General features: G+C 60.1%; 15 protein-coding genes. 3 read left to right on the forward strand and 12 right to left on the reverse strand.

Translation table 11 applies throughout. The features are described from left to right. Positions 1-50 precede the first annotated feature (50 nt). Together EYD00_RS06150 and EYD00_RS06155 are read right to left on the reverse strand one after the other, a co-directional pair. Positions 51-2009, reverse strand: a complete 1959-nt coding sequence (locus EYD00_RS06150; RefSeq protein ID WP_286086108.1) for a L,D-transpeptidase family protein — start codon at positions 2007-2009, stop codon at positions 51-53. A gap of 70 nt (positions 2010-2079) precedes the next feature. Next, entirely contained in the window at positions 2080-2421 is a 342-nt protein-coding gene (locus tag EYD00_RS06155; protein WP_125270496.1) for a hypothetical protein, read from the reverse strand. Here EYD00_RS06155 and fumC point away from each other — a divergent pair. Beyond that, positions 2411-3802, forward strand: coding sequence for a class II fumarate hydratase (gene fumC / locus EYD00_RS06160; RefSeq protein WP_004441998.1), 1392 nt, complete (start codon positions 2411-2413; stop codon positions 3800-3802). The two genes, EYD00_RS06155 and fumC, sit on opposite strands and share 11 nt — an antisense overlap. Before the next feature lie 303 nt (positions 3803-4105). Here the strand turns inward: fumC and pyrG are convergent, their stop codons facing one another. The 4 genes from pyrG to EYD00_RS06180 all read right to left on the reverse strand — a co-directional run bounded on the left by pyrG (position 4106) and on the right by EYD00_RS06180 (position 8333). Then, entirely contained in the window at positions 4106-5734 is a 1629-nt protein-coding gene (gene pyrG, locus EYD00_RS06165) for a CTP synthase (protein ID WP_006697393.1), read from the reverse strand. Between the two features lie 159 nt (positions 5735-5893). Then, a complete protein-coding gene (secG, locus tag EYD00_RS06170; protein WP_004442000.1) occupies positions 5894-6352 on the reverse strand; it encodes a preprotein translocase subunit SecG in 459 nt (152 codons plus the stop codon). A gap of 115 nt (positions 6353-6467) precedes the next feature. Then, positions 6468-7238, reverse strand: a complete 771-nt coding sequence (gene tpiA, locus EYD00_RS06175) for a triose-phosphate isomerase (RefSeq protein WP_004442001.1) — start codon at positions 7236-7238, stop codon at positions 6468-6470. Positions 7239-7451: 213 nt separating this feature from the next. Further along, on the reverse strand, positions 7452-8333 hold the full coding sequence (locus tag EYD00_RS06180; RefSeq protein WP_034498928.1) for a dienelactone hydrolase family protein: 882 nt from the start codon (positions 8331-8333) through the stop codon (positions 7452-7454). A 224-nt stretch (positions 8334-8557) separates the two neighbouring features. Between EYD00_RS06180 and parE the strand changes: the two genes are divergently transcribed. Then, positions 8558-10687 (forward strand): DNA topoisomerase IV subunit B, encoded by a 2130-nt coding sequence (gene parE, locus EYD00_RS06185; RefSeq protein WP_034498930.1) that lies wholly within the window; start codon positions 8558-8560, stop codon positions 10685-10687. Positions 10688-10774: 87 nt separating this feature from the next. Here parE and EYD00_RS06190 read toward each other — a convergent pair whose 3' ends face one another. The 3 genes from EYD00_RS06190 to EYD00_RS06200 are packed head-to-tail and all read right to left on the reverse strand — an operon-like array spanning position 10775 to position 12093. Next, on the reverse strand, positions 10775-11383 hold the full coding sequence (locus EYD00_RS06190; RefSeq protein ID WP_004442004.1) for an ATP-dependent Clp protease proteolytic subunit: 609 nt from the start codon (positions 11381-11383) through the stop codon (positions 10775-10777). 42 nt (positions 11384-11425) lie between these two features. Further along, the gene (locus EYD00_RS06195) at positions 11426-11782 is read right to left on the reverse strand and encodes an SRPBCC family protein (RefSeq protein WP_004442005.1); all 357 of its coding nucleotides are present in this window, start codon (positions 11780-11782) and stop codon (positions 11426-11428) included. Further along, the gene (locus tag EYD00_RS06200; RefSeq protein WP_006697387.1) at positions 11779-12093 is read right to left on the reverse strand and encodes an ArsR/SmtB family transcription factor; all 315 of its coding nucleotides are present in this window, start codon (positions 12091-12093) and stop codon (positions 11779-11781) included. The genes EYD00_RS06195 and EYD00_RS06200 overlap by 4 nt, the downstream gene beginning before the upstream one ends. A 153-nt stretch (positions 12094-12246) precedes the next feature. Here EYD00_RS06200 and EYD00_RS06205 point away from each other — a divergent pair, with 153 nt between their 5' ends. After that, positions 12247-13803, forward strand: a complete 1557-nt coding sequence (locus EYD00_RS06205; protein WP_004442008.1) for a phospholipase D family protein — start codon at positions 12247-12249, stop codon at positions 13801-13803. Positions 13804-13818: 15 nt separating this feature from the next. Here the strand turns inward: EYD00_RS06205 and EYD00_RS06210 are convergent, their stop codons facing one another. The 3 genes from EYD00_RS06210 to EYD00_RS06220 all read right to left on the reverse strand — a co-directional run bounded on the left by EYD00_RS06210 (position 13819) and on the right by EYD00_RS06220 (position 20295). After that, positions 13819-14652, reverse strand: a complete 834-nt coding sequence (locus EYD00_RS06210) for a response regulator (RefSeq protein WP_004442009.1) — start codon at positions 14650-14652, stop codon at positions 13819-13821. A gap of 161 nt (positions 14653-14813) precedes the next feature. After that, positions 14814-17327 carry a GcvT family protein gene (locus tag EYD00_RS06215; protein ID WP_004442011.1) on the reverse strand — a complete coding sequence of 838 codons (2514 nt, stop codon included), beginning with the start codon at positions 17325-17327 and terminating at the stop codon, positions 14814-14816. A gap of 349 nt (positions 17328-17676) precedes the next feature. Beyond that, positions 17677-20295 (reverse strand): mechanosensitive ion channel family protein, encoded by a 2619-nt coding sequence (locus EYD00_RS06220; RefSeq protein WP_034498936.1) that lies wholly within the window; start codon positions 20293-20295, stop codon positions 17677-17679. Between the last annotated feature and the right edge of the window lie 5 nt (positions 20296-20300).

Genomic DNA, 20300 nt, shown 5'->3' on the forward strand with positions numbered 1-20300 from the left:
CGCCGGAACAAAAAAGCGCCGTTTCCGGCGCTTTTTCTAGGTGCGACCCATCAGATCGAGCTGGCCCTTGCCTTCGTCGTCACCGCAAAGGCCTTCTGCACGTAGCTGTCGCGATCATAGACATCATCGAAGAACTGGACCTTGCCGTCCTTATCCGGCCAGGCGGTGAAATAGGCCACATAAACCGGAATCTTTTCCGGCACCTGCACGGCGCGGTTCTTGCCTGACGCAATCTGCTCGCCAACCTTGTCAACGCTGGTGCCGAGAACGGCAGCCGCCATGCGGCGCGGGTCGACCAGGCGGATACAGCCGTGGCTCAGCGCCCGCATGTCGCGGTTGAAGAAGCTTTTGGCCGGCGTGTCATGCATGTAGATGGCATGTGCGTTGGGGAAGAGGATTTTCAGGTCGCCCAGCGCATTGTCGCTGCTCGGCGGCTGGCGCACGGAAACGGCGTTGGTCGAGCCATACCAGTTGACGCTGGAGGACGACACGGCGCGCCCGTTCACCTGCACTTCGTAACCCAGGCGATCGAGGTATGATGGGTCACGGCGCAGCTTCGGCAGCATTTCGTTGATGATGATCGACTGCGGTACGCCCCAATAGGGGTTGAACTCGACGGTCTGAATCTCGTCCTGGAAGAAATAGGTCTGGTTGGCCTTGGAGCCGACCACGACCTTCATGCCGAACTGTTCGACGCCATCATTGTGGTAATAGGCCATGAAGGCGGGCTGGTTGATGAAGACATAACGCTGGCCGAGATCGGCCGGCAGCCAGCGGATCTGCTCCATGGCCACCTGCACCTTGGCGATCTTCGCGTCGTTGCTTTCGCCGACCATGGCGCGCACGGTCGCACGACCGATGACGCCATCCGCCTTCAGGCCATTTTCGCTCTGGAACGCCTTCACCAGATCGACGAGATCGGGCGTGTAATCCGGCGTCTGCTGGTAAGCGGAGATCGTTGCGGCATGTTCCGCCTTGAAGGCGGGAGAAGCCCGATGTTCGATAGCCTTGACGACACTCGCCATGTCAGCGCTGCTGTTGCCGGGCTTCAGCACCAGATCGGCGGGAACACGAACGACATGGGCGGCATCGCCCTCGCCACGCAGGCGGGCAAGCTCTGCCTTCAGCGCCTGATACTCGGCGCTGGAGGGCTCGCGGCTGCGCAGATAAGCGGCCACATCTGGGCTAAGGCCAGCAAGCTTCAGCACGGGAGCGAGGTTCACCGTCTTGCGCTTGAAATCATGGTAACCGGACAGCCGGTTCGGATCGACGCGGCCACGGGTCGTATCCTGCACATAGGCGAGAACCTTGGCAGACAGCGCCAGCTCGAACTGCATCTGCGCCCGCTGATAGGCATCGGAAACAGGCGCCGAAGCTGTCTCGACCGGTGTGCCGTTCGATGTGGTGCCGGCAACATTGCTGCTGATACTCGCGGTCACATCCTTGGCCGGTGCGGAAATGCTGTAATCGGCGGGATCGAGACCGCTTTCGCCAACCGTCTCCAGGAAAGCGATGGCGGCGTTGGCGCGCTCGGTCAGTTCGCCACCGGATACCCACAACGTCTTTCCGCCAGCGCCGTAATAAGCCTCAAGCGCCTTGGCGATCTCGGGCGTGGCGCTGAACTTGAGATTGGCAAGGCCTTCGCCGAAATTCGCGGTGTTCACCGCCCGGGCTGTATCCGCCTTGTAATCATAATAGCGTGGGCCGGAAACGCGGGGCAAAGGCTCGGGATCGGAAGCATCAGCACTCTGACCGGCGCCCGATCCGGAGCCGGATGGCGAGGTGACGATGCCGGCCGGCGGCAACTCGCCGCGATCCCGCGCGATCTTGCCGGGCCCGCCGCGCAGGAGGTCCATCAGAGTCACCGCACCGGCGGTGCCGGGAAGAGCGGTGGAAACGGAAAGACCGAGAGCCAGCACCAGTGCTGCCGATGATTTTCCAGATGTGACTTGCAATTTGATCCTCGTAGCACCCAGCACCACCGGGAAAACGGCGGGCATTAGTTTCATGCCTGTCTAGCCGATCAACGGCCTGTTGAAAAGAAAACGCCCAAAGCCCAAAATCGTGCCGAAATGAACCTCATAATACAGCCAAAGCCATAAAAACGTAATTTCCAGAATTGGTGAGAATGGTTAAATTTCTATTTATTTCATTTACTTTGCTTTGAGCGCCCGCCCCGGTACAAGCCCGGTTTCCCTGCCTTTTCATGACGTAGTAAAAATGCCACGCGGCCGGGTTTTTCGCCTTGCTGCATTCGCTGCAGGCAAATCGCCGCGGAACGACGGGAAATATCTTCCCGCGCCGCATTGCAGCGGCTTTCTTTGCCGCCGCGATGATTCTATATATCGGCCGCGCAAGGCGGGCGAAGGCGCCGTTTTGGCGGAGGAACACGAGTAAAAAGGCAAGATTGATGACAGCCACACGGACGGAAACCGATACATTTGGCCCTATTGAAGTTCAGGCCGATCGCTACTGGGGCGCGCAGGCGCAGCGCTCGCTCGGCAACTTCAAGATCGGCTGGGAAAAGCAGCCCGCCTCTGTCGTTCGCGCGCTCGGCATCGTCAAGCAGGCCGCCGCCCGTGCCAACATGGCGCTTGCCGGCCTCGACCCGAAGATCGGTGAAGCCATCATCGCCGCCGCACAGGAAGTCATCGACGGCAAGCTGACTGAGCATTTCCCGCTCGTCGTCTGGCAGACCGGCTCCGGCACCCAATCCAACATGAACGCCAATGAGGTGATTTCCAACCGCGCAATCGAGATGCTCGGCGGCGAAATGGGCAGCAAGAAGCCGGTTCATCCCAACGACCACGTCAACATGAGCCAGTCTTCGAACGACACCTATCCGACGGCGATGCACATCGCCTGCGTCGAGCAGATCGTTCACCACCTGCTGCCGAGCCTGAAGCACCTGCACAAGGCGCTGGAAGCCAAGGTCAAGCAGTTCGAAAAGATCATCAAGATCGGCCGCACCCACACGCAGGATGCAACGCCGCTGACGCTCGGCCAGGAATTCTCCGGTTACGCCGCGCAGGTCGCCTCCGCCATCGCCAACATCGAAACCACCCTGCCCGCGCTTTCCAAGCTCGCCCAGGGCGGCACGGCCGTCGGCACGGGCCTCAATGCCCCTGTTGGTTTTGCCGAAAAGGTAGCCGAGGAAATTTCGAAGATTACCGGCCTTTCCTTCGTCACCGCGCCTAACAAGTTCGAAGCGCTCGCCTCGCATGATTCCATGGTCTTCTCGCATGGCGCGATCAACGCGGCAGCAGCGGCACTCTTCAAGATCGCCAACGACATCCGCTTCCTCGGCTCCGGCCCCCGCGCCGGTCTCGGCGAACTCTCGCTGCCGGAAAACGAGCCCGGCTCGTCCATCATGCCGGGCAAGGTCAACCCTACCCAGTCGGAAGCACTGACGCAGGTTTGCGCCCACATCTTCGGCAACAATGCAGCGCTCTCCTTCGCCGGTTCGCAGGGCCACTTCGAGCTCAACGTCTATAACCCGATGATGGCCTATAACTTCCTGCAGTCCGTCCAGCTTCTGGGCGACGCGGCCGTCTCCTTCACCGACAATTGCGTCGTCGGCATCGAGGCCCGCGAAGACAACATCAAGAAGGGCGTCGAAAACTCGCTCATGCTGGTGACGGCACTGAACGGTAAGCTCGGCTACGACATCTGCGCCAAGATCGCCAAGACCGCCCACAAGAACGGCACGACCCTGCGCGAGGAAGCCGTTGGTGGCGGATACCTCACCAACGAGGAATTCGACCAGTATGTGCGCCCGGAGAACATGATCGGGCCGAAGTAAGCCTGTTTGAATTTTGGTGGAATGCAAAACGGGCCTTCGGGCCCGTTTTTTTTGTTTGCTCAACTAAAGACAAGCCCATTCCGAACGAATCTCAGGATGGTCAGTCGGGGAAGAGTTCTCCGTCATGCCGGACTAGATCCGGCATCCAGCCACGGCGCGTCTGCGCCGTGAAAAGAGTCTTTTGCGATCAAAGACTTGATCGCACTGGACCCCGGATCAAGTCCGGGTGACGGAGGAGATGTCCAGACTTCCCACAATAAAAAAGGGCCGCTTTCGCGGCCCTCTTCACAATCTTTCAAACCGTCAAACCAGCCGGCTCTGTTCCACCGCCGCTTCGATGAAGCTGGCGAAAAGCGGATGCGGGTCGAGCGGGCGGCTCTTCAATTCCGGATGGTACTGAACGCCGATGAACCACGGATGATCAGGATATTCCACCGTTTCCGGCAGCACACCATCCGGAGACATGCCGGAGAAGACGAGGCCGCATTCTTCCAGCCGGTCCTTGTAGTCCACGTTCACCTCGTAGCGGTGACGGTGGCGCTCGGAAATATCCGTGGAGCCATAAATCTCGGCGATCTTGGTATCCTTCTTCAGCGCCGCCTTATAGGCGCCGAGGCGCATCGTGCCGCCGAGATCACCCTTGGAGGAGCGCTTTTCGAGCTCATTGCCCTTCACCCATTCGGTCATGAGGCCGACAACCGGCTCGGACGTCGGACCGAATTCGGTCGAAGAGGCATTTTCGATGCCGGCCAGATGACGCGCCGCTTCCACGACCGCCATCTGCATGCCAAAGCAGATGCCGAAATAGGGCACGTTGCGCTCACGCGCAAACTGCGCCGCCATGATCTTGCCTTCCGAACCGCGCTCGCCAAAGCCGCCCGGCACCAGAATGCCGTTGACCTTTTCAAGATATGGCGTCGGATCTTCCTTTTCGAAGACTTCCGACTCGATCCACTCGAGCTTGACCTTGACGCGGTTGGCGAAGCCGCCGTGATGCAGCGCCTCGATCAGCGACTTATACGCGTCCTTGAGGCCGGTATATTTGCCGACGATCGCAATCGTCACTTCGCCTTCCGGCGTGCGGATACGGTTGCAGACCTCTTCCCACTGCTCCAGACGCGGCTTAGGCGCCGGCTCGATGCCGAAAGCGGCCAGCACTTCCGAATCGAGGCCTTCCTTGTGGTAGGCAATCGGAACGTCATAGATATTCGCCACATCCAGCGCCTGGATGACGGCGGAGGGACGCACGTTGCAGAACAGCGAAAGCTTGCGTCGTTCCGCTTCCGGGATTTCCCGGTCGGCGCGCACCAAAAGGATGTCGGGGTGAATGCCGAGTGCCTGCAGTTCCTTGACGGAGTGCTGGGTCGGCTTGGTCTTCAATTCGCCTGCCGCCGGAATATAGGGCATCAGCGTCAGGTGAAGATAGATCGCCGTGCCGCGCGGCAGGTCGTTGCCGAGCTGACGGATCGCTTCCATGAACGGCATCGCCTCGATGTCACCCACCGTGCCGCCAATCTCGCAGATGACGAAGTCGTAATCGTCATTGCCTTCGATCACGAAATCTTTGATCTCGTTGGTGACATGCGGAATGACCTGAACCGTTGCGCCGAGATAATCGCCGCGCCGTTCCTTGTCGATGATGTTCTTGTAAATGCGACCGGTGGTGATGTTGTCGGTCTTGGTGGCCGAACGCCCGGTAAAGCGCTCATAGTGGCCAAGGTCGAGGTCCGTCTCGGCACCGTCGTCAGTCACGAACACTTCGCCGTGCTGTGTCGGGCTCATGGTGCCGGGATCGACGTTCAGATAGGGGTCGAGTTTGCGAAGCCGCACCCGATAACCACGGGATTGCAGCAAAGCTCCGAGTGCAGCAGCTGCGATGCCCTTACCGAGAGAGGAGACCACGCCGCCTGTGATGAATACATATCGCGCCATGGGATTCACCGGATACCTTTTTACCTCTGATTCCGCCAGCCCAAATTTCATGCTGTTGCAAATTCGCTGTTGACGAATTCACAATTCAACTGGCCGGAATGCGAACAAAAGAAAACCGGCAGGCTTTTGGCCTGCCGGAGCGTTAAGTCAGAACCGGGCTTATTGACCGGTCGGAACTGCGTTCGGATCGGCGGGCTGCGCCGGGGCCGGAGCGGCCGTGCCGGAAGCGGCCGGAGCCGGTGTGGTCTGTGCGGGAGCAGCAGCACCGTTATTGGTCGGAACACCATTTTCAGCCGGAGCCGGCGTCGAAGGCGTCGTCGACGGGCCGAGCGTGTCGAGAATGCCGTTGCCTTGGCCCTGCGTGGCCGGAATACGGTTCAGGATATCGGTCGGACGCGATTCGTAACGGGTCAGAAGACCAAGGCCGAGCGACGTTGCAAAGAACAGCGCCGCAAGGATCGCGGTGGTGCGCGTCAGGGCATTGGCCGTTCCGCGCGCGGACATGAAGCCCGAACCGCCGCCGATACCGAGGCCGCCGCCTTCGGAACGCTGGATCAGGACCACGCCGACAAGCGCCAGCACGATCATGAGGTGAATAACAATCAAAACGGTCTGCATGACAATCCATTCCATGCCCCGCGCGGAGCACCATAAAGAAGGTTTTGCGGCTCTTTACATGAGGCGAAGGCTTATTCCAAGCCCCTTTCCCGATACTCTTTCAGGAAAGCCTCATTCAGGCCGTCAGTCGCTCATATGCCGCATAGATGGACAGGAAGTCCGACGCTTTCAAGCTCGCGCCACCAATCAGCGCGCCATCGACGTTTTCAACGCCCATCAACTCCAGCGCATTGGCCGGCTTTACCGATCCACCATAAAGGATGCGTATGGTCTTTCCGGCATCGCCGAAGCGCTTGACGAGCTCGTCGCGCATGAAGGCATGAGCCTCGCGCACATCGTCCACCGTCGGCGTAAGGCCGGTGCCAATCGCCCAGACGGGTTCATAAGCGATAACGGTATTTTCCGCCGTTGCCTCATCCGGCAGCGAGCCGGCAAGCTGGCGCTTCAAAATATCGAGCGTCTGGCCCGCCTTGCGCTCATCGGCCGTTTCGCCAATGCAGACAATGGCGATGAGATCGGCCGCATGGGCGGCAGATGCCTTGGCGCGAACCAGATGGTCGGTCTCGGCATGGTCGGTGCGGCGCTCGGAGTGACCAACGATGACGTGGGTGCCGAAGCAGTCGGCAATCATCTCGGCGGAAATATCGCCAGTATGGGCACCGGAGGCGTTCTGGTGGCAATCCTGCGCGCCGATCATCAGCGGGCTGTCGTCACAGAGCGCGGTCGCGACATAAAGCAGCGTTGAAGGCGGGCAGATCAGCGCATCCACCTTCCCGGACAGCGCGCCCTTGACACCCTCTGCCATGGCCTTGATCTGGTCGAGCGAGGCACGCGTGCCGTTCATCTTCCAGTTTCCGGCAACAAGCGGTCGAACATTCGGCGTCATGCGTATCCCATTCCCTTTGTCTCGGGGCGCAGCCCTGGCGGCGCCCTATCCCTCAGCCGCTGACGGCCCTTGATCACGACAGAAGCTCTGCCGCAATTTCCCGGATATTCCTTTAACCGCAGCGGGCAGCAATTGGTACAAAAAAGCGGCCCAAGGGTTAAAACCAGCGGCAAATCTGGCAAAATTTGTCGTGACCGAGCCCGCCGCGATCCCTTATCGGCTCAAAATCCAGTTCAGAACCGCCCGCCAGTCGGTCATTCGCACCGGCGTGCCGTGGCTTCCGGTCTCGTAACGCGTGAACCGCGCGGGCTCCCCAGCCTTCAACAACGTGCGGAAGATCGTCGCCTGCTGATCGGCCGAATAAACCTTGTCGGCGCTGCCATGGGTAAACCAGACCGGCTTCTTCGCCTTCGCGAAAGCGCTTTTCGGAAAATCGGGATCGACCGCGCCACCCAGGATCGCCATTCCCTTGAGATTGGCAACGGCTGCCTTGTCGCGGCTAATGCCATAGCAGATGAAACTGCCCATTGAGGCGCAGGTCAATATGACAGGCTTGCCGCCGGATTTTCTGGCCGCGTCGGCAATCAGCGCCGCAATGTCGGCAACGCCGTTCTCATCGAAGGAACGAACACTCGGCACGTAATAGGTGCCGCCATTGGCGACGGCCAGATTCTTCAGCCGGTTGAAATTTCCGCCGAACGTATAGTCGTTCATGCCAAGCCGCCGGTCACCGCCGCGCCCGTGGATGAAGATGACGGTGAACGCCTGCCCGCTGGCCGGGCCGACGCGGCCGACCTCAAGCGCCCTGCCCGCGAACGTCACGGTTTCCAGTGCCTGCACCTTCTTCGGCGCCATATCCACATATTGCCGCTTCACCCGCCGCTCCGGCACCTCGTCGCGGCCGTTGATGTCGCGCATCTCCTTGTAGTCGATGACTTCGGATGCGCCGCCATCGCCAGTGGAAAGCACCGTCTGCGCGGAAAACAACTCGTCCTTGAAAGGCCGCAGCGGCCCGTCGGCGGCGGAGGCTGCGACGGGCATGGCCGCCACAGTCAGGCTGAAAAGAGTACAAAACGTGAAATGAGCTGTGGACATGCCTTGGCTAACCGTTCATTCGTGGCTGCGAGACTTGCCACCGCAAGGCCGGCAGCGCAATCCTCCTGTTGCGAAACCCTGACACAATCGTGGCATAGGATGCGCCGCTCTCGCCCAGGCGGACCCGGTTCAATCGGACGGGAACCACATTTGGCGGTATATTGACGCTGATGGCAAAATGATTCGCATGGCGAAATTCTGACACACGCTTTTGAACTTTGGACATGATGGACGACAGCAACGATCTCTTCTCCGGTCTTCCGGCGGCACGAAACAGCGACACGGACACGAACGAGGACGCGGCGAAGCCCGCGAAGGCCCCGGCGACCTCTGCTGCCAATGTGAACGTGCAGCAGAAACCCGCAGCCGTTGCAGCCGCGGCCCCCGTCGCGTCGTCTGCCCCTCCGCCGCCCGCGTCTCCAGCCGGTGACGACTACGGCGCATCATCGATCCGCGTGCTTGAGGGCCTCGAGCCGGTGCGCATGCGTCCCGGAATGTATATCGGCGGCACGGACGAGAAGGCGCTGCACCACCTCTTCGCCGAAGTCATCGACAACTCCATGGACGAGGCCGTCGCCGGTCACGCCAATTTCATCGAGGTTCATCTCGATGCCGAAGGCTTCCTGACGGTCACCGATAACGGCCGCGGCATTCCCGTGGAGAACCACCCGCAGGTTCCGGGCAAATCGACGCTCGAAGTCATCATGACCAAGCTGCATGCCGGCGGCAAGTTCGACGGTAAGGCCTACGAGACCTCTGGCGGCCTGCACGGCGTCGGCGTCTCCGTGGTGAATGCGCTCTCCGATCTTCTCGAAGTGGAAGTGGCGCGAAACCGCAAGCTTTACCGCCAGCGTTTTTCGCGTGGCCTGCCGATCGGTCCGCTGGAAGAGCTTGGCGACGTGCATAATCGCCGCGGCACCCGCGTGCGTTTCCATCCCGATCCGCAAATCTTCGGCGATCACGCGAAATTCGAACCGGCCCGCATCTTCCGCATGGCCCGCTCCAAAGCCTATCTCTTCGGCGGCGTCGAAATCCGCTGGAGCTGCGATCCCGGCATGGTGCCGGCCGATGGAGAAATCCCCGAAAAGGCGGTGTTCCATTTCCCGGGCGGCCTGAAGGATTATCTGGCCGCCACGCTCGGCAAGGAATTCACCGTCACGCGCGAGATTTTTTCTGGCCGCACCGAAAAGACCGGCGGCCACGGCGCGCTGGAATGGGCCGTCACCTGGTATGGCGGCGACACGCAGATCCATTCCTATTGCAACACCATTCCCACACCCGAAGGCGGCACGCATGAGGCCGGCCTGCGCATCGCGCTCACCAAGGGTCTGAAGAACTATGCCGACCTGACGCAGAACAAGCGCGCCAAGGACATCACCACCGATGACGTGATGATTTCGGCTGCCGGCATGCTCTCCGTCTTCATCCGCGAGCCGGAATTCGTCGGCCAGACAAAGGACAAGCTCGCCACCGTCGAAGCCCAGCGCATCGTCGAAAACGCGCTGCGCGACCCATTTGACCACTATCTGACCGGCAACCCGGCCGAGGCGGCAAAGCTGCTCGACTGGGTCATCGAGCGCTCGGAAGAGCGTATGCGCCGCCGCAAGGAAAAGGAAGTCAACCGCAAGACCGCCGTGCGCAAGCTGCGTCTGCCCGGCAAACTGGCGGATTGCTCCCAGAACACGGCCGAAGGCGCCGAACTTTTCATTGTCGAGGGTGACTCGGCTGGCGGCTCGGCCAAACAGGCGCGCAACCGCGCCAATCAGGCCATTCTGCCGCTGCGTGGTAAAATCCTCAACGTCGGCAGTGCCAGCCGCGAAAAGCTTTCCGCCAACCAGCAGATCGCCGATCTCATCCAGGCGCTCGGCTGCGGCACCCGCACCAAGTACCGCGAAGAAGATTTGCGTTATGAGCGCATCATCATCATGACCGATGCCGACGTCGACGGCGCCCATATCGCCTCGTTGCTCATCACCTTCTTCTATCAGGAAATGCCGGAACTCATTCGCGGCAACCACCTCTATCTGGCAGTGCCGCCGCTCTACGTCATCCGTCAGGGCGCGAAATCCGCCTATGCCCGCGACGACGCCCACCGCGCCGAGCTGATGGAAACCGTCTTCAAGGGCAAAAAGGTCGAAGTGGGCCGCTTTAAAGGCCTCGGTGAAATGATGGCGGCCCAGCTCAAGGAAACCACCATGGACCCCGAAAAGCGCACCCTGCTGCGCGTCGAGATCGATGACGTGGACTTCGAGGGCACGCGCGAGGCTGTCGACAATCTGATGGGCACCAAGGCCGATGCCCGTTTCCGCTTCATTCAGGAGCGGGCGGCTTTTGCAGATAATCTGGATATTTGATCATCCGGATAGACCTTTGAAAGGCAGCGCATTGGCGCTGCCTTTTGTGTTGATATGGAAACAACATCTTGCGGATAGTACCCGGCACTACGCCGCGATATCCTCACGAACGCCCAGAACGCGGTCGATCAGACCCCATTCCAACGCTTGCTCCGCCGTCATGAAAAAATCCCTATCCATGGCCGCTTCGAATTTCTCATAACTCTGTTTGCAATGTTCGGCGTAAAGCCGCGTCATGCGGTGCTTGGTCTGCTGCATCTCCTCGGCGTGGATCAGCATGTCCGATGCCTGTCCCTGGAAACCGCCCAGCGGTTGATGAATGTGGATGCTGGCATTGGGAAGTGCTGTGCGCTCGCCCGGTTCGCCTGCCATTAGCAGGAACGATCCCATGGAACGGGCCGTGCCCATACAGAGTGTGTGAACCGGGGCGCGGATGTAATGCATCGTATCATACATCGCCAGACCGCTCGTCACGACGCCACCCGGAGAATTGATATAAAGATGGATCGGCTTCTTCGGGTTTTCCGCTTCGAGAAACAGTAATTGCGCGCAGACGAGCGCTGAAACTGCATCGTTGACCTCGCCATTGAGAAAGATGATCCTTTCCCGCAGCAGGCGCGAATAAATGTCGAAAGATCTTTCTCCCCTTGATGATTGTTCGACGACCATAGGGACGAGTTGCATCACTTCGCGCATCGGCGAACTCCTGTGTTTGGAAATGTCGGGAAACGAGTGGGATCAGGCGGCGAGCTTGATCGGCGGGCCGTTGTGGTTTACAGCGGCCTTCATCGTCCGGCCGGTATTTGTGGGCAGTTCATGAATGATGCGAAGGCTGGTGCCGCCCTCGGCATTGGCCGCGATCCTGAAGGTTACGGTGCTTTCCAGAAATGGTGGAATGTCTTCGCGCAGCCGGTAGCGCACTTCCTCGCCGGGTTTGATGTCGATCGCGTCAGGTTCCGCCAGAGCCTCGTTCGGCAGCCAGTTTTCACGGAACGCTGCAATGCTGATGGCGCGCCAGACCTTTTGCGGCGGCTCGTCCAGATCATATTCAAGTTCAATGCCGTTTTTCGTCGCTTCCGCTGCATCCCTGTTCATTGGTCCATATCCTTCAGCAGGAGTTTGAGAGCCTCAATGCGCTGTGGCCAGTAGGCGCGATATTTGCCGAGCCACGCAGCAATGCGTGTCAGCCCCTCCGGATCGACCTCGTAATTGACGAAACGGCCCTGCCGTCTTTCAACCACTAGCCCGGCGCCGCGAAGAACCGAAAGATGCTGCGACATGGCCGGCTGACTGATCTCGATCCCTTCGCGCAGGGCAGAGGCATTCATGGCACCATCCGCCAGCTTTTCGAAAATGGCACGGCGCGTGGGATCGGCCAGTGCCCGGAATATATCGTTCTCTGTCATAAACACACATAAGCACGCACTTATGTGTTTCGCAAGCCCGTTGTCGCGCCTGTACCGGTTTTTCGTACTGCCGCCGAACCGAAATGAACGCTTTATTCCCTCGCGCGTTTCCATCCCGCCTGATACTCTCCAGGCCGGGAGCGATCAAAAAAAGTGACTGCATTTACGGTCTTCATCATCATTCTTCTGCTGCTCGTCGGGCCGAGCCTGTTTGTCGTCATCGGTAAACAGCGGGAAAAATCCATTCCCAAACGCCCCTCCGCCGCCCTGCCCGTCACTGAGGACGAAACCGTGCTTGATCGGCACTGGCAGACCATAAAGAACGGCTGGAGCGAAAAGAATGCGCTGTGCCTGCTACATTCCAATCTCGATGCATTTGCGGTGCGCGTCGCGGCGGCGCGCGCGGCCGGGCGTAGCCTCGATCTCATGTATTACATGTGGAATGCGGACCTGACGGGACGGCTGATGATGCGCGAGGTCATCACGGCGGCCGATCGCGGCGTGCGGGTACGGCTGCTGCTCGATGATCTCGGCGTCTCCATGTCAGACCGAATTTTCCACGCCATCGACAGCCATCCCAACATCGAACTTCGCCTGTTCAACCCCACCCGGGCGCGGGAGAACATGCTCCATCGCGGCATGGAACTTTTGCTGCGCTTTCGCAGTGTCAATCGCCGCATGCATAACAAGGCCTGGATTGCCGATGGCCGCGCGGTGATCGTTGGCGGTCGAAATATCGGCGACGCCTATTTCGATGCGGCCGAACGGGCGAATTTCCACGATTTCGATATTCTCGGCTTCGGTGACGTCGTGGCCGACGCAACGGAAATCTTCGATGATTACTGGAACAGCGCCGTTTCCGTCCCCGTTCGCTCGCTTCTGGCGCGCAGGCCGAGCAAACTCGCAAGATTACGGCGCGAGCTGGACGCCCTGCCAAAAAGCGAAGCCGCAAAACCTTATCTGGAGCGCGTTGAAAGCCAGTATGACCGAGATCATTTCCTGATGTCGGACCGCATGCACTGGGTGGATTCCGTGGATGTGCTTGCCGATCCTCCGGAAAAAGCGGCAGGCAAGCGGCGGAAGGGCCACAACTTCCTGATGGAAAGCCTGCTGCCCCTGCTGCAGGCGGCAAGCGACAGCCTGCACGTCACATCCCCTTACTTCATTCCCGGCAAACAGGGCGTTGAGATTTTCCTTGATATTGCCGAACGGGGCGTATCGCTGGCCATCCTCACCAATTCGCTGGCGGCAACGGATGTGGCCGCCGTTCACGCCGGATATGCCCGCTATCGCAAGCCGCTTCTCTCGGGCGGCGTACGCCTGCACGAGCTGCGTTCGCAGGTGGACCAGCCGAACTTCACCCTGCGCGGTTCCGGACAGGCGAGCCTGCACACCAAGGCATTCACGCGTGACGGCATGACAGGTTATATCGGCTCGCTGAATTTCGATCCGCGCTCGGCCTCTCTCAATACGGAGATGGGCGTGGTCTTCACATCGCCGCCGCTGGTCGCTTGCATGGACGAAATATTCGCCGAGGAAATCCGCCGCACGATGAGCTTTGAACTGGAGATCGACAGCAGCAACCGCATCGTCTGGACGACGGAGGAACAGGGCCGTACCAAGACCTACCGGCGCGAGCCAGACGCCGCTATCGGCCGCCGCCTCATCGCCGGCATCATGCGTTTCCTGCCGCTTGAATCTCAGCTTTGAAGACGAGCGTCCGGCTTACGCAGCCGGCCGCACCCCGGACTTCGCCAGCTGTATCTGCACCAGCGTATCGAGGTTCTGGTTGACGCGGCAATAGAACTCTTCATCAATGAAGGGCCGCAGCATGAAATCATTGCCGCCAGCCTTCAGGAAACGCGCCGACAGCAGACGGTTGGTGGAGGAGGAAACACCGATGATGCGCAGTTCATGGGAGCCGCGCACGGTGCGGATGCGCCGCGTCAGCTCGAAACCGTCAATGTCGGGCATGTTATAGTCGGTGACGACGAGGCCGATATCGGGATTGGCCCTTAGAATATCGAGCGCCTTCGCACCGCTGTCTGCCAGGCTGACGCGGAAATTATAACGCTTGAGACGGCTCGAAAGCAGCGCCCGCGCCGTCGGGCTGTCGTCAACGATCAGCACATGATGGCGGTGGTTGGTGAGGAAGCGACAGACGGATTCCGTCAGCATATCCACGGCGAAGATATTGTCTTTCAGAATATAATCCACCACGTCCTTGGCGATCAGCGTTTCACGCGTCGCCTCGTGAAAGGTGCTGGTGAAAACGATGGTCGGGATCGATAGATCGATCAGATATTCCAGCGCTTCGCCCTTTTCCGCGCCCGGCAGGTTGATGTTGGAAATGGCGAGCGTCACCGGCTCGGAAGAATGTTCGTAGCAGGCCTGCAATTCCTCGAAGGAGCGGCATACTTCCACGGTAACGCCCAGCATCTCGTTGAGCCGCCTGCTCACCATCTGGGTAAACACGTTGCTGTCTTCCGCCAGTAAAATGCGGTTATTGGTAAAAGGCACGCCCGAATATTGCATGCCCGTGATGCCCAGGAAATTCATTCTGCCCCGATCCCCCATCGTATGTCAGCGGAAGATAGCAGGCTCATTTTTCAGAATGATTAATAGCACTTTTCCTGACGCATCAGTTGAGCACATGCTTACTTAAACGGAAATACGGCCCGCGAGGGGCCGTATTCCGACTTTGGGAGGGGATTTTGGTCTTATGCGCGCAGAAGCGCGTTGTCGGTGTCGAAGGGGCTTTCTTCCACCACTTCGGCGTCATAGGAGGTGCCGAGAATACGGATCTTCAGCTTGGTGCCGACTGCGGCATATTCCGGCTTGAGCATGGCGAGCGCGATCGACTTGCCAAGACGCCAGCCGAAACCGCCGCTCGTCGCGCGCCCTGCAAGTGCGCCGTTTTCATCGAAGATCGCTTCCGAACCGCGCGCATCGACATCCGTATTGCCCGACACGGTGAGCGTCGAGAAGACCGACTTCAGGCCCGCCTCCTTGTAGGCCACCAGTGCGTCGCGGCCGATGAAGCTCTTCTCCGGGCGCAGGAAACGGTCGAGACCCGATTCATAGGCATTGTATTCCACCGAAAGCTCGCGGCCCATATTGCGATAGGACTTTTCGAGCGACATGGAAACCATGGCGCGGATACCGAAAGGCTTGATGCCGAATTCGGCACCGGCTTCCATCAGCCGGTCGAAGATGTAGTTCTGCATCTCGATCGGGTGATGCAACTCCCAGCCAAGTTCACCCACGAAGTTGACGCGCAGCGCATGCGCCGTCGCAACGCCGACGGAAATCTGCTTGCCGGTGAGCCAGGGGAAGTCCTTGTTCTCAAGGCTGGTGCGGGTCAGCTTCTTCAGGAGATCACGCGATTTCGGACCGGCTAGAACCAGCACGCCGTATTTCTGGGTGATCGGCTGCAGCACGACCGAGCCATCGGTCGGCGCCAGGCGGAGTAGCACGTCATGGTCATGCGCTTCGAGACCACCGGCCGAAACCATGTAGAAGCGGCCCGGCGCCCATTCATAGACCGTGAACTCCGCCTTCACGCCGCCATTCGGCGTCAGAAGATGGGTGAGCGCGATGCGGCCTCGCTTCTTCGGCACCGCGTTGGCGAGAATGCTGTCGAGCCAGGCACGCGCGCCGGGGCCGGAAACCTCCATCTTCGCGAAGGCAGACATATCGAGCACGCCGACATTCTGATGGACGTTCTTCACTTCGTTGCCGACATGCTCGAAGTAGTTCGAGCGGCGGAACGACCACTTCTCAACGATACGGCCGTCATCCAGAGCCGGTGCATGGTTATGACTGGTGATGACGTCGGCGCCAACGCCGAGGTCTTCCTCACGCAGCGCGTAACCTTCGGGCGCATACCAGTTGGCGCGCTCCCAGCCATAGACGGAGCCGAACACGCCGCCGAGCTTCTTCAGACGGTCATAAACCGGCGTCGTCTTCAGCGGACGGGCGGCAGAGCGCTCTTCATCCGGGTAATGCATGGTGAAGACGTTGGCATAGGCTTCCTCGTTCTTGGCGATGAGGTAACCTTCCGTTGCGTAAGGGCCGAAGCGGCGCGGATCGACACCCATCAGGTCGAGCGTCGGCTCGCCATCGACGATCCATTCGGCCAGCTGCCAGCCAGCACCACCAGCGGCGGTGATGCCGAAGGAATGGCCTTCGTTCAGCCAGAAATTCTTCAGGCCCGGCGCAGGACCGACAATCGGATTGCCATCAGGCGTATAGGCGATCGCGCCGTTATAGACCTTCTTGATGCCCACTTCGCCGAAGGCCGGAACGCGCACCATGGCTGTTTCGATATGCGGCATCAGTCGATCGAGTTCTTCCTGGAACAGCTCATATTCGCTGTCATCGGATGGACCGTCGACATAACAGACCGGCGCGCCAACTTCATAAGGACCGAGGATCAGCCCGCCCGCCTCTTCACGCATGTACCAGGCCGAGTCGGATTCGCGCAGCACGCCCATTTCCGGCAAGCCCTGGCGGCGGCGTTCCTGAATGGCCGGATGCGGCTCGGTGACGATATATTGATGCTCGACCGGAATGACCGGAATGTTGATGCCGACCATCTCGCCGGTCTTGCGGGCAAAGGAGCCCGTGCAGGAGATGATGTGCTCGGCGATGATCTCGCCCTTGTCTGTCGTCACCTTCCAGTGACCGTCTTCAAGCTGCTCGATGGCGGTGACTGTCGTGTTGCGATAGATGGTCGCCCCGCGGTCACGCGCGCCCTTGGCCAGCGCCTGCGTCAGATCGGCGGGCTGAATATAACCGTCATCAGGATGCTGGATGGCGCCGAGCAGGCCGTCCGTCTCGCAGAGCGGCCAGATCTCCTTCACCTGCTCCGGCGTCAGCATATTGACGCGCACGCCGATGGTCTCGGCAATGCCGGCATAATACATATATTCGTCCCAGCGATCCTTGGTGCGGGCGAGACGGATGTTGGAGACCTTGGAGAAACCGACATTCATGCCGGTCTCTTCCTGCAGTTCCTCGTAGAACTTCACGGAATATTTGTGGATCTGGCCAACCGAGTAGCTCATGTTGAACAGCGGCAGAAGCCCGGCCGCGTGCCAGGTGGAACCGGAGGTCAGCTCCTTGCGCTCGATGAGCACGCTGTCGCTCCAGCCCTTCTTGGCCAGATGATAAAGCGTCGAGACGCCGACGACGCCGCCACCGATCACCACCGCCCGTGCATGTGTCTTCATTTACAGAACCCCTGAAAAGCGCCGGCCTTGCCTTATTCCGCCAGCTTTGGATGGGAGGAATATGAAGCGCTTGCGGGTCGTTCAGCCGCCTGATTGCGACATGGCCATAGGGTGCTGCGACAGGGAAGAAATTGCGGAGCGTGCCGGACGAACGTTGCACAGCTTTGCCGCTCTTTTCTTCTCCCGCCGGAGAGAAGCTGGCGCGAAGGATCGGATGAGGGGCAACGTTGCCGGACTCCGCAGAGCGCGCCCCCTCAACCCGCTGCCGCGACCTTTCTCGCTGGCGAGGAGAAGTGGAAAAGCGGCGAGCACCCTTGGCCGGAACTCAATGTCCGCGATCAACAGCGATCTACGCTTTCGCGCCGGGTTTCTCCTTCGGCTCTGTCGCCTTGTCGTTTTTCGGTGCCTCTTTCTCCGGCGCAGCTGCCCCCGTATGGGCCACCACCGCCTTGTCGCCCTCCTCCGAAAGCAGGGCTGCCAGCATCTGCGGATTGGCGTCGCCTTCCACGTGGATGTTGAGGTTGCGCTGCGGGAACGGGATGGCGATGCCCTCCTCGCGGAAGCGCTGGAGAATGGCGATCCTCAGGGAGTTCTTCACGGCAAGCCCATTCGAGAGGTCTGCGAGATGGAAGCGCAGTTCGAAATCCAGCGAAAAGTCGCCGAAACGGAGGAATTCCACATGCGGCTCGGGATTGCGCAATACCGGCGGCTGGGCGCGCACCAGCTCAAGCAGAATGTCCATGACCCTCTGCGGATCGGAATCATAGGCAACAGAGACCGGGATTTCAGCGCGCATGATGCGGTTGCGGTGCGTCCAGTTACCGACGGAGGAATTGATGAATTCGGAATTCGGCACGATGATCGATTGGCCGCGGAAGGTCTCGATTTCCGTTGCGCGCACCGAAAGCCGCTTGACCGTGCCTTCGGTCGTTCCCGTCACCACCCAGTCGCCCACCTTGAAGGGGCGCTCCACCAGCAGGATGAGGCCGGAGACGAAGTTCGATACGATATTCTGCAAGCCGAAACCGATACCGACCGAAAGGGCGGAAGCGACCAGCGCCAGGCTGGAGAGGTTGAGGCCGGCGGAAGACACGCCGAAAATGGCCGCAACCGCAATGCCGAGATATCCGATGCCTGTTTTGACGGAGTTACGCACGCCGGCATCCACCTGGCCGCGCGCCATGACGTTGCTGTCCAGCCACTTCTGGAACCAGCGCGTGATGATGTAACCGATGGCGAAGACGAGAATGCCGCCGAAAATGCCGATCAGCGAGATCGAGGCATTGCCGACGGTGATGCCCGTCAGCAGGCGATAAGCCCAGCTTTCTATATCGCCGGGCTGGAAGCCCCAGGAAAACAGGATGAGCGGCACACCGAAGGTCAAGGCCACGGCATAGATGCCAAGCCCCGCCACAAGCCCGGCCTGATCAAGCGGCACGGGTCCAAGGCCATAACGGCGGGCAAGGTAACGGCCGACGAGCGATTCGGCGAAGGCGCCCTGCCGGGAAATGGCCTTGCCTGAGAGAATGCCGATATACATGGTGGCCAGCACCGCGCCTGTCGCAACGATCTGCGTGGCGAGGAAGCGCGCAAGACCGACATAACCCGTCAGGCACGCGCCGATGAGAACGAGGCCGCCGATGCGCAGCAGAATGACGAGCCAGCGCGGCAGGCGCTGGTTGCCGGTCTCATAATCCTGCCCCTCGCCGATCACCGGCCTCAGGAACGATACGGCGAGCAGAATGAGACCGATGATGATCGAGGCGACGAAACTCTTGGCAACGGTGACGATAAGCGGCGAATAAAGCGTCTCGCTGATGGTGCCGAACAGATAATCGAGACCATTCACCAGCGCCATCAAAAGCACGGCCGAGGACAGCTGATGTGCGCCGCGATTGGAAACCTTCAGCAGGCGCCATTCCGGCTGCGTCGGCGCAAAGATCGCATAGCTCAGCCGCGACACGAAATAAACGAAGCCCGTGACCGCCATGGCGCCGAACAGGATCGGCGCGATGTCGGACCGCAACACGTTGAAATTATCAAGGAAAAACGCCGACGTGAGCAGAAACAGGAACAGCGACAGCGACTGCACCATGGTGGACCAGAAGGCCACCGATAGCCGTCTCAAATAGGATGGTGCCCCCGTAAAGGCGCGCCGCTCCATACGACTGCCGAAAAGACGGTAGCCGCCAACCAGAAACAGCAATGCGGCCATGATCGACAGCGTCACCGCCCCGAACATCGGCAGCCGCTTGTAATTCCATACATAGGCTGCCCAGCTGCTGAACGCATTGTTGAGGTTGGTGAGTTCCGTCAGGAAGGCGGACGAGGCATCACCGAGCGTCTCGGCGGAGACTTCCGTTCGCTTGAACAGCGTTGCGGCAAACAGCGCCCGGCGGACGGCTGTTATATTGTTGGAAATTTGTGCGGCATTATTGGCCGTGGCCTCCACCTCGCCGGCCATGGCATTCACTTCGCCGCGTTCCGCCGTCAGCCGGTTACGCTCGTCCGTCACCATGTCGGCTTCCGGAGGCTGCCCTTCGCCGGGCGCGGCACCCAGTGCATCCAGCCGGGTTTTGATCTGGTCCAGCCGCGCTCGAAGCTTGGTGTTGGTTGCGGCAGCATCGGCGGCGATACCGTCCGCCCGCCCCTTGAGATCGACAAGCTGGGCGTCATCGCGTCCGCCTGCCTCCACCTGTCCCGAAATAAACGCCAGATCCGATTTCCATTTTTCCAGATCGGCTTTTGCCTGCTCGATGGTCGAGGGCTGGATGGCGCCCGGCGCCGTGGGCGTCGTCGCCTCCTGCGCCGAGACAGGCGCAACGCTCAAGACGCTGAAAAGCGCAAAAATCGCGACCAGAAAGGCGGCAAGTCCGCCGCTCCGCCGGCCACGGCCCGCCCGCTTGTGAAGCACTCGCCTGCCGCTCATCCATCCGCCAAACATCAACCGCACATCCACGCCTTTCATCTCTT

Origin of the sequence: Agrobacterium sp. 33MFTa1.1 (assembly GCF_004328495.1) — a bacterium.
GTDB classification, from domain to species: domain Bacteria; phylum Pseudomonadota; class Alphaproteobacteria; order Rhizobiales; family Rhizobiaceae; genus Agrobacterium; species Agrobacterium pusense.

Coding starts and splice junctions, on each gene's coding strand:
- fumC (WP_004441998.1), top strand. CDS start 2,411: ATGACAGCCACACGGACGGAAACCGATACATTTGGCCCTATTGAAGTT.
- EYD00_RS06180 (WP_034498928.1), bottom strand. CDS start 8,333: ATGTCCACAGCTCATTTCACGTTTTGTACTCTTTTCAGCCTGACTGTG.
- EYD00_RS06200 (WP_006697387.1), bottom strand. CDS start 12,093: ATGACAGAGAACGATATATTCCGGGCACTGGCCGATCCCACGCGCCGT.
- EYD00_RS06210 (WP_004442009.1), bottom strand. CDS start 14,652: ATGAATTTCCTGGGCATCACGGGCATGCAATATTCGGGCGTGCCTTTT.
- EYD00_RS06215 (WP_004442011.1), bottom strand. CDS start 17,327: ATGAAGACACATGCACGGGCGGTGGTGATCGGTGGCGGCGTCGTCGGC.
- tpiA (WP_004442001.1), bottom strand. CDS start 7,238: ATGACGCCGAATGTTCGACCGCTTGTTGCCGGAAACTGGAAGATGAAC.
- parE (WP_034498930.1), top strand. CDS start 8,558: ATGATGGACGACAGCAACGATCTCTTCTCCGGTCTTCCGGCGGCACGA.
- EYD00_RS06220 (WP_034498936.1), bottom strand. CDS start 20,295: ATGAAAGGCGTGGATGTGCGGTTGATGTTTGGCGGATGGATGAGCGGC.
- EYD00_RS06190 (WP_004442004.1), bottom strand. CDS start 11,383: ATGCGCGAAGTGATGCAACTCGTCCCTATGGTCGTCGAACAATCATCA.
- EYD00_RS06195 (WP_004442005.1), bottom strand. CDS start 11,782: ATGAACAGGGATGCAGCGGAAGCGACGAAAAACGGCATTGAACTTGAA.
- EYD00_RS06150 (WP_286086108.1), bottom strand. CDS start 2,009: ATGAAACTAATGCCCGCCGTTTTCCCGGTGGTGCTGGGTGCTACGAGG.
- secG (WP_004442000.1), bottom strand. CDS start 6,352: ATGCAGACCGTTTTGATTGTTATTCACCTCATGATCGTGCTGGCGCTT.
- pyrG (WP_006697393.1), bottom strand. CDS start 5,734: ATGGCGCGATATGTATTCATCACAGGCGGCGTGGTCTCCTCTCTCGGT.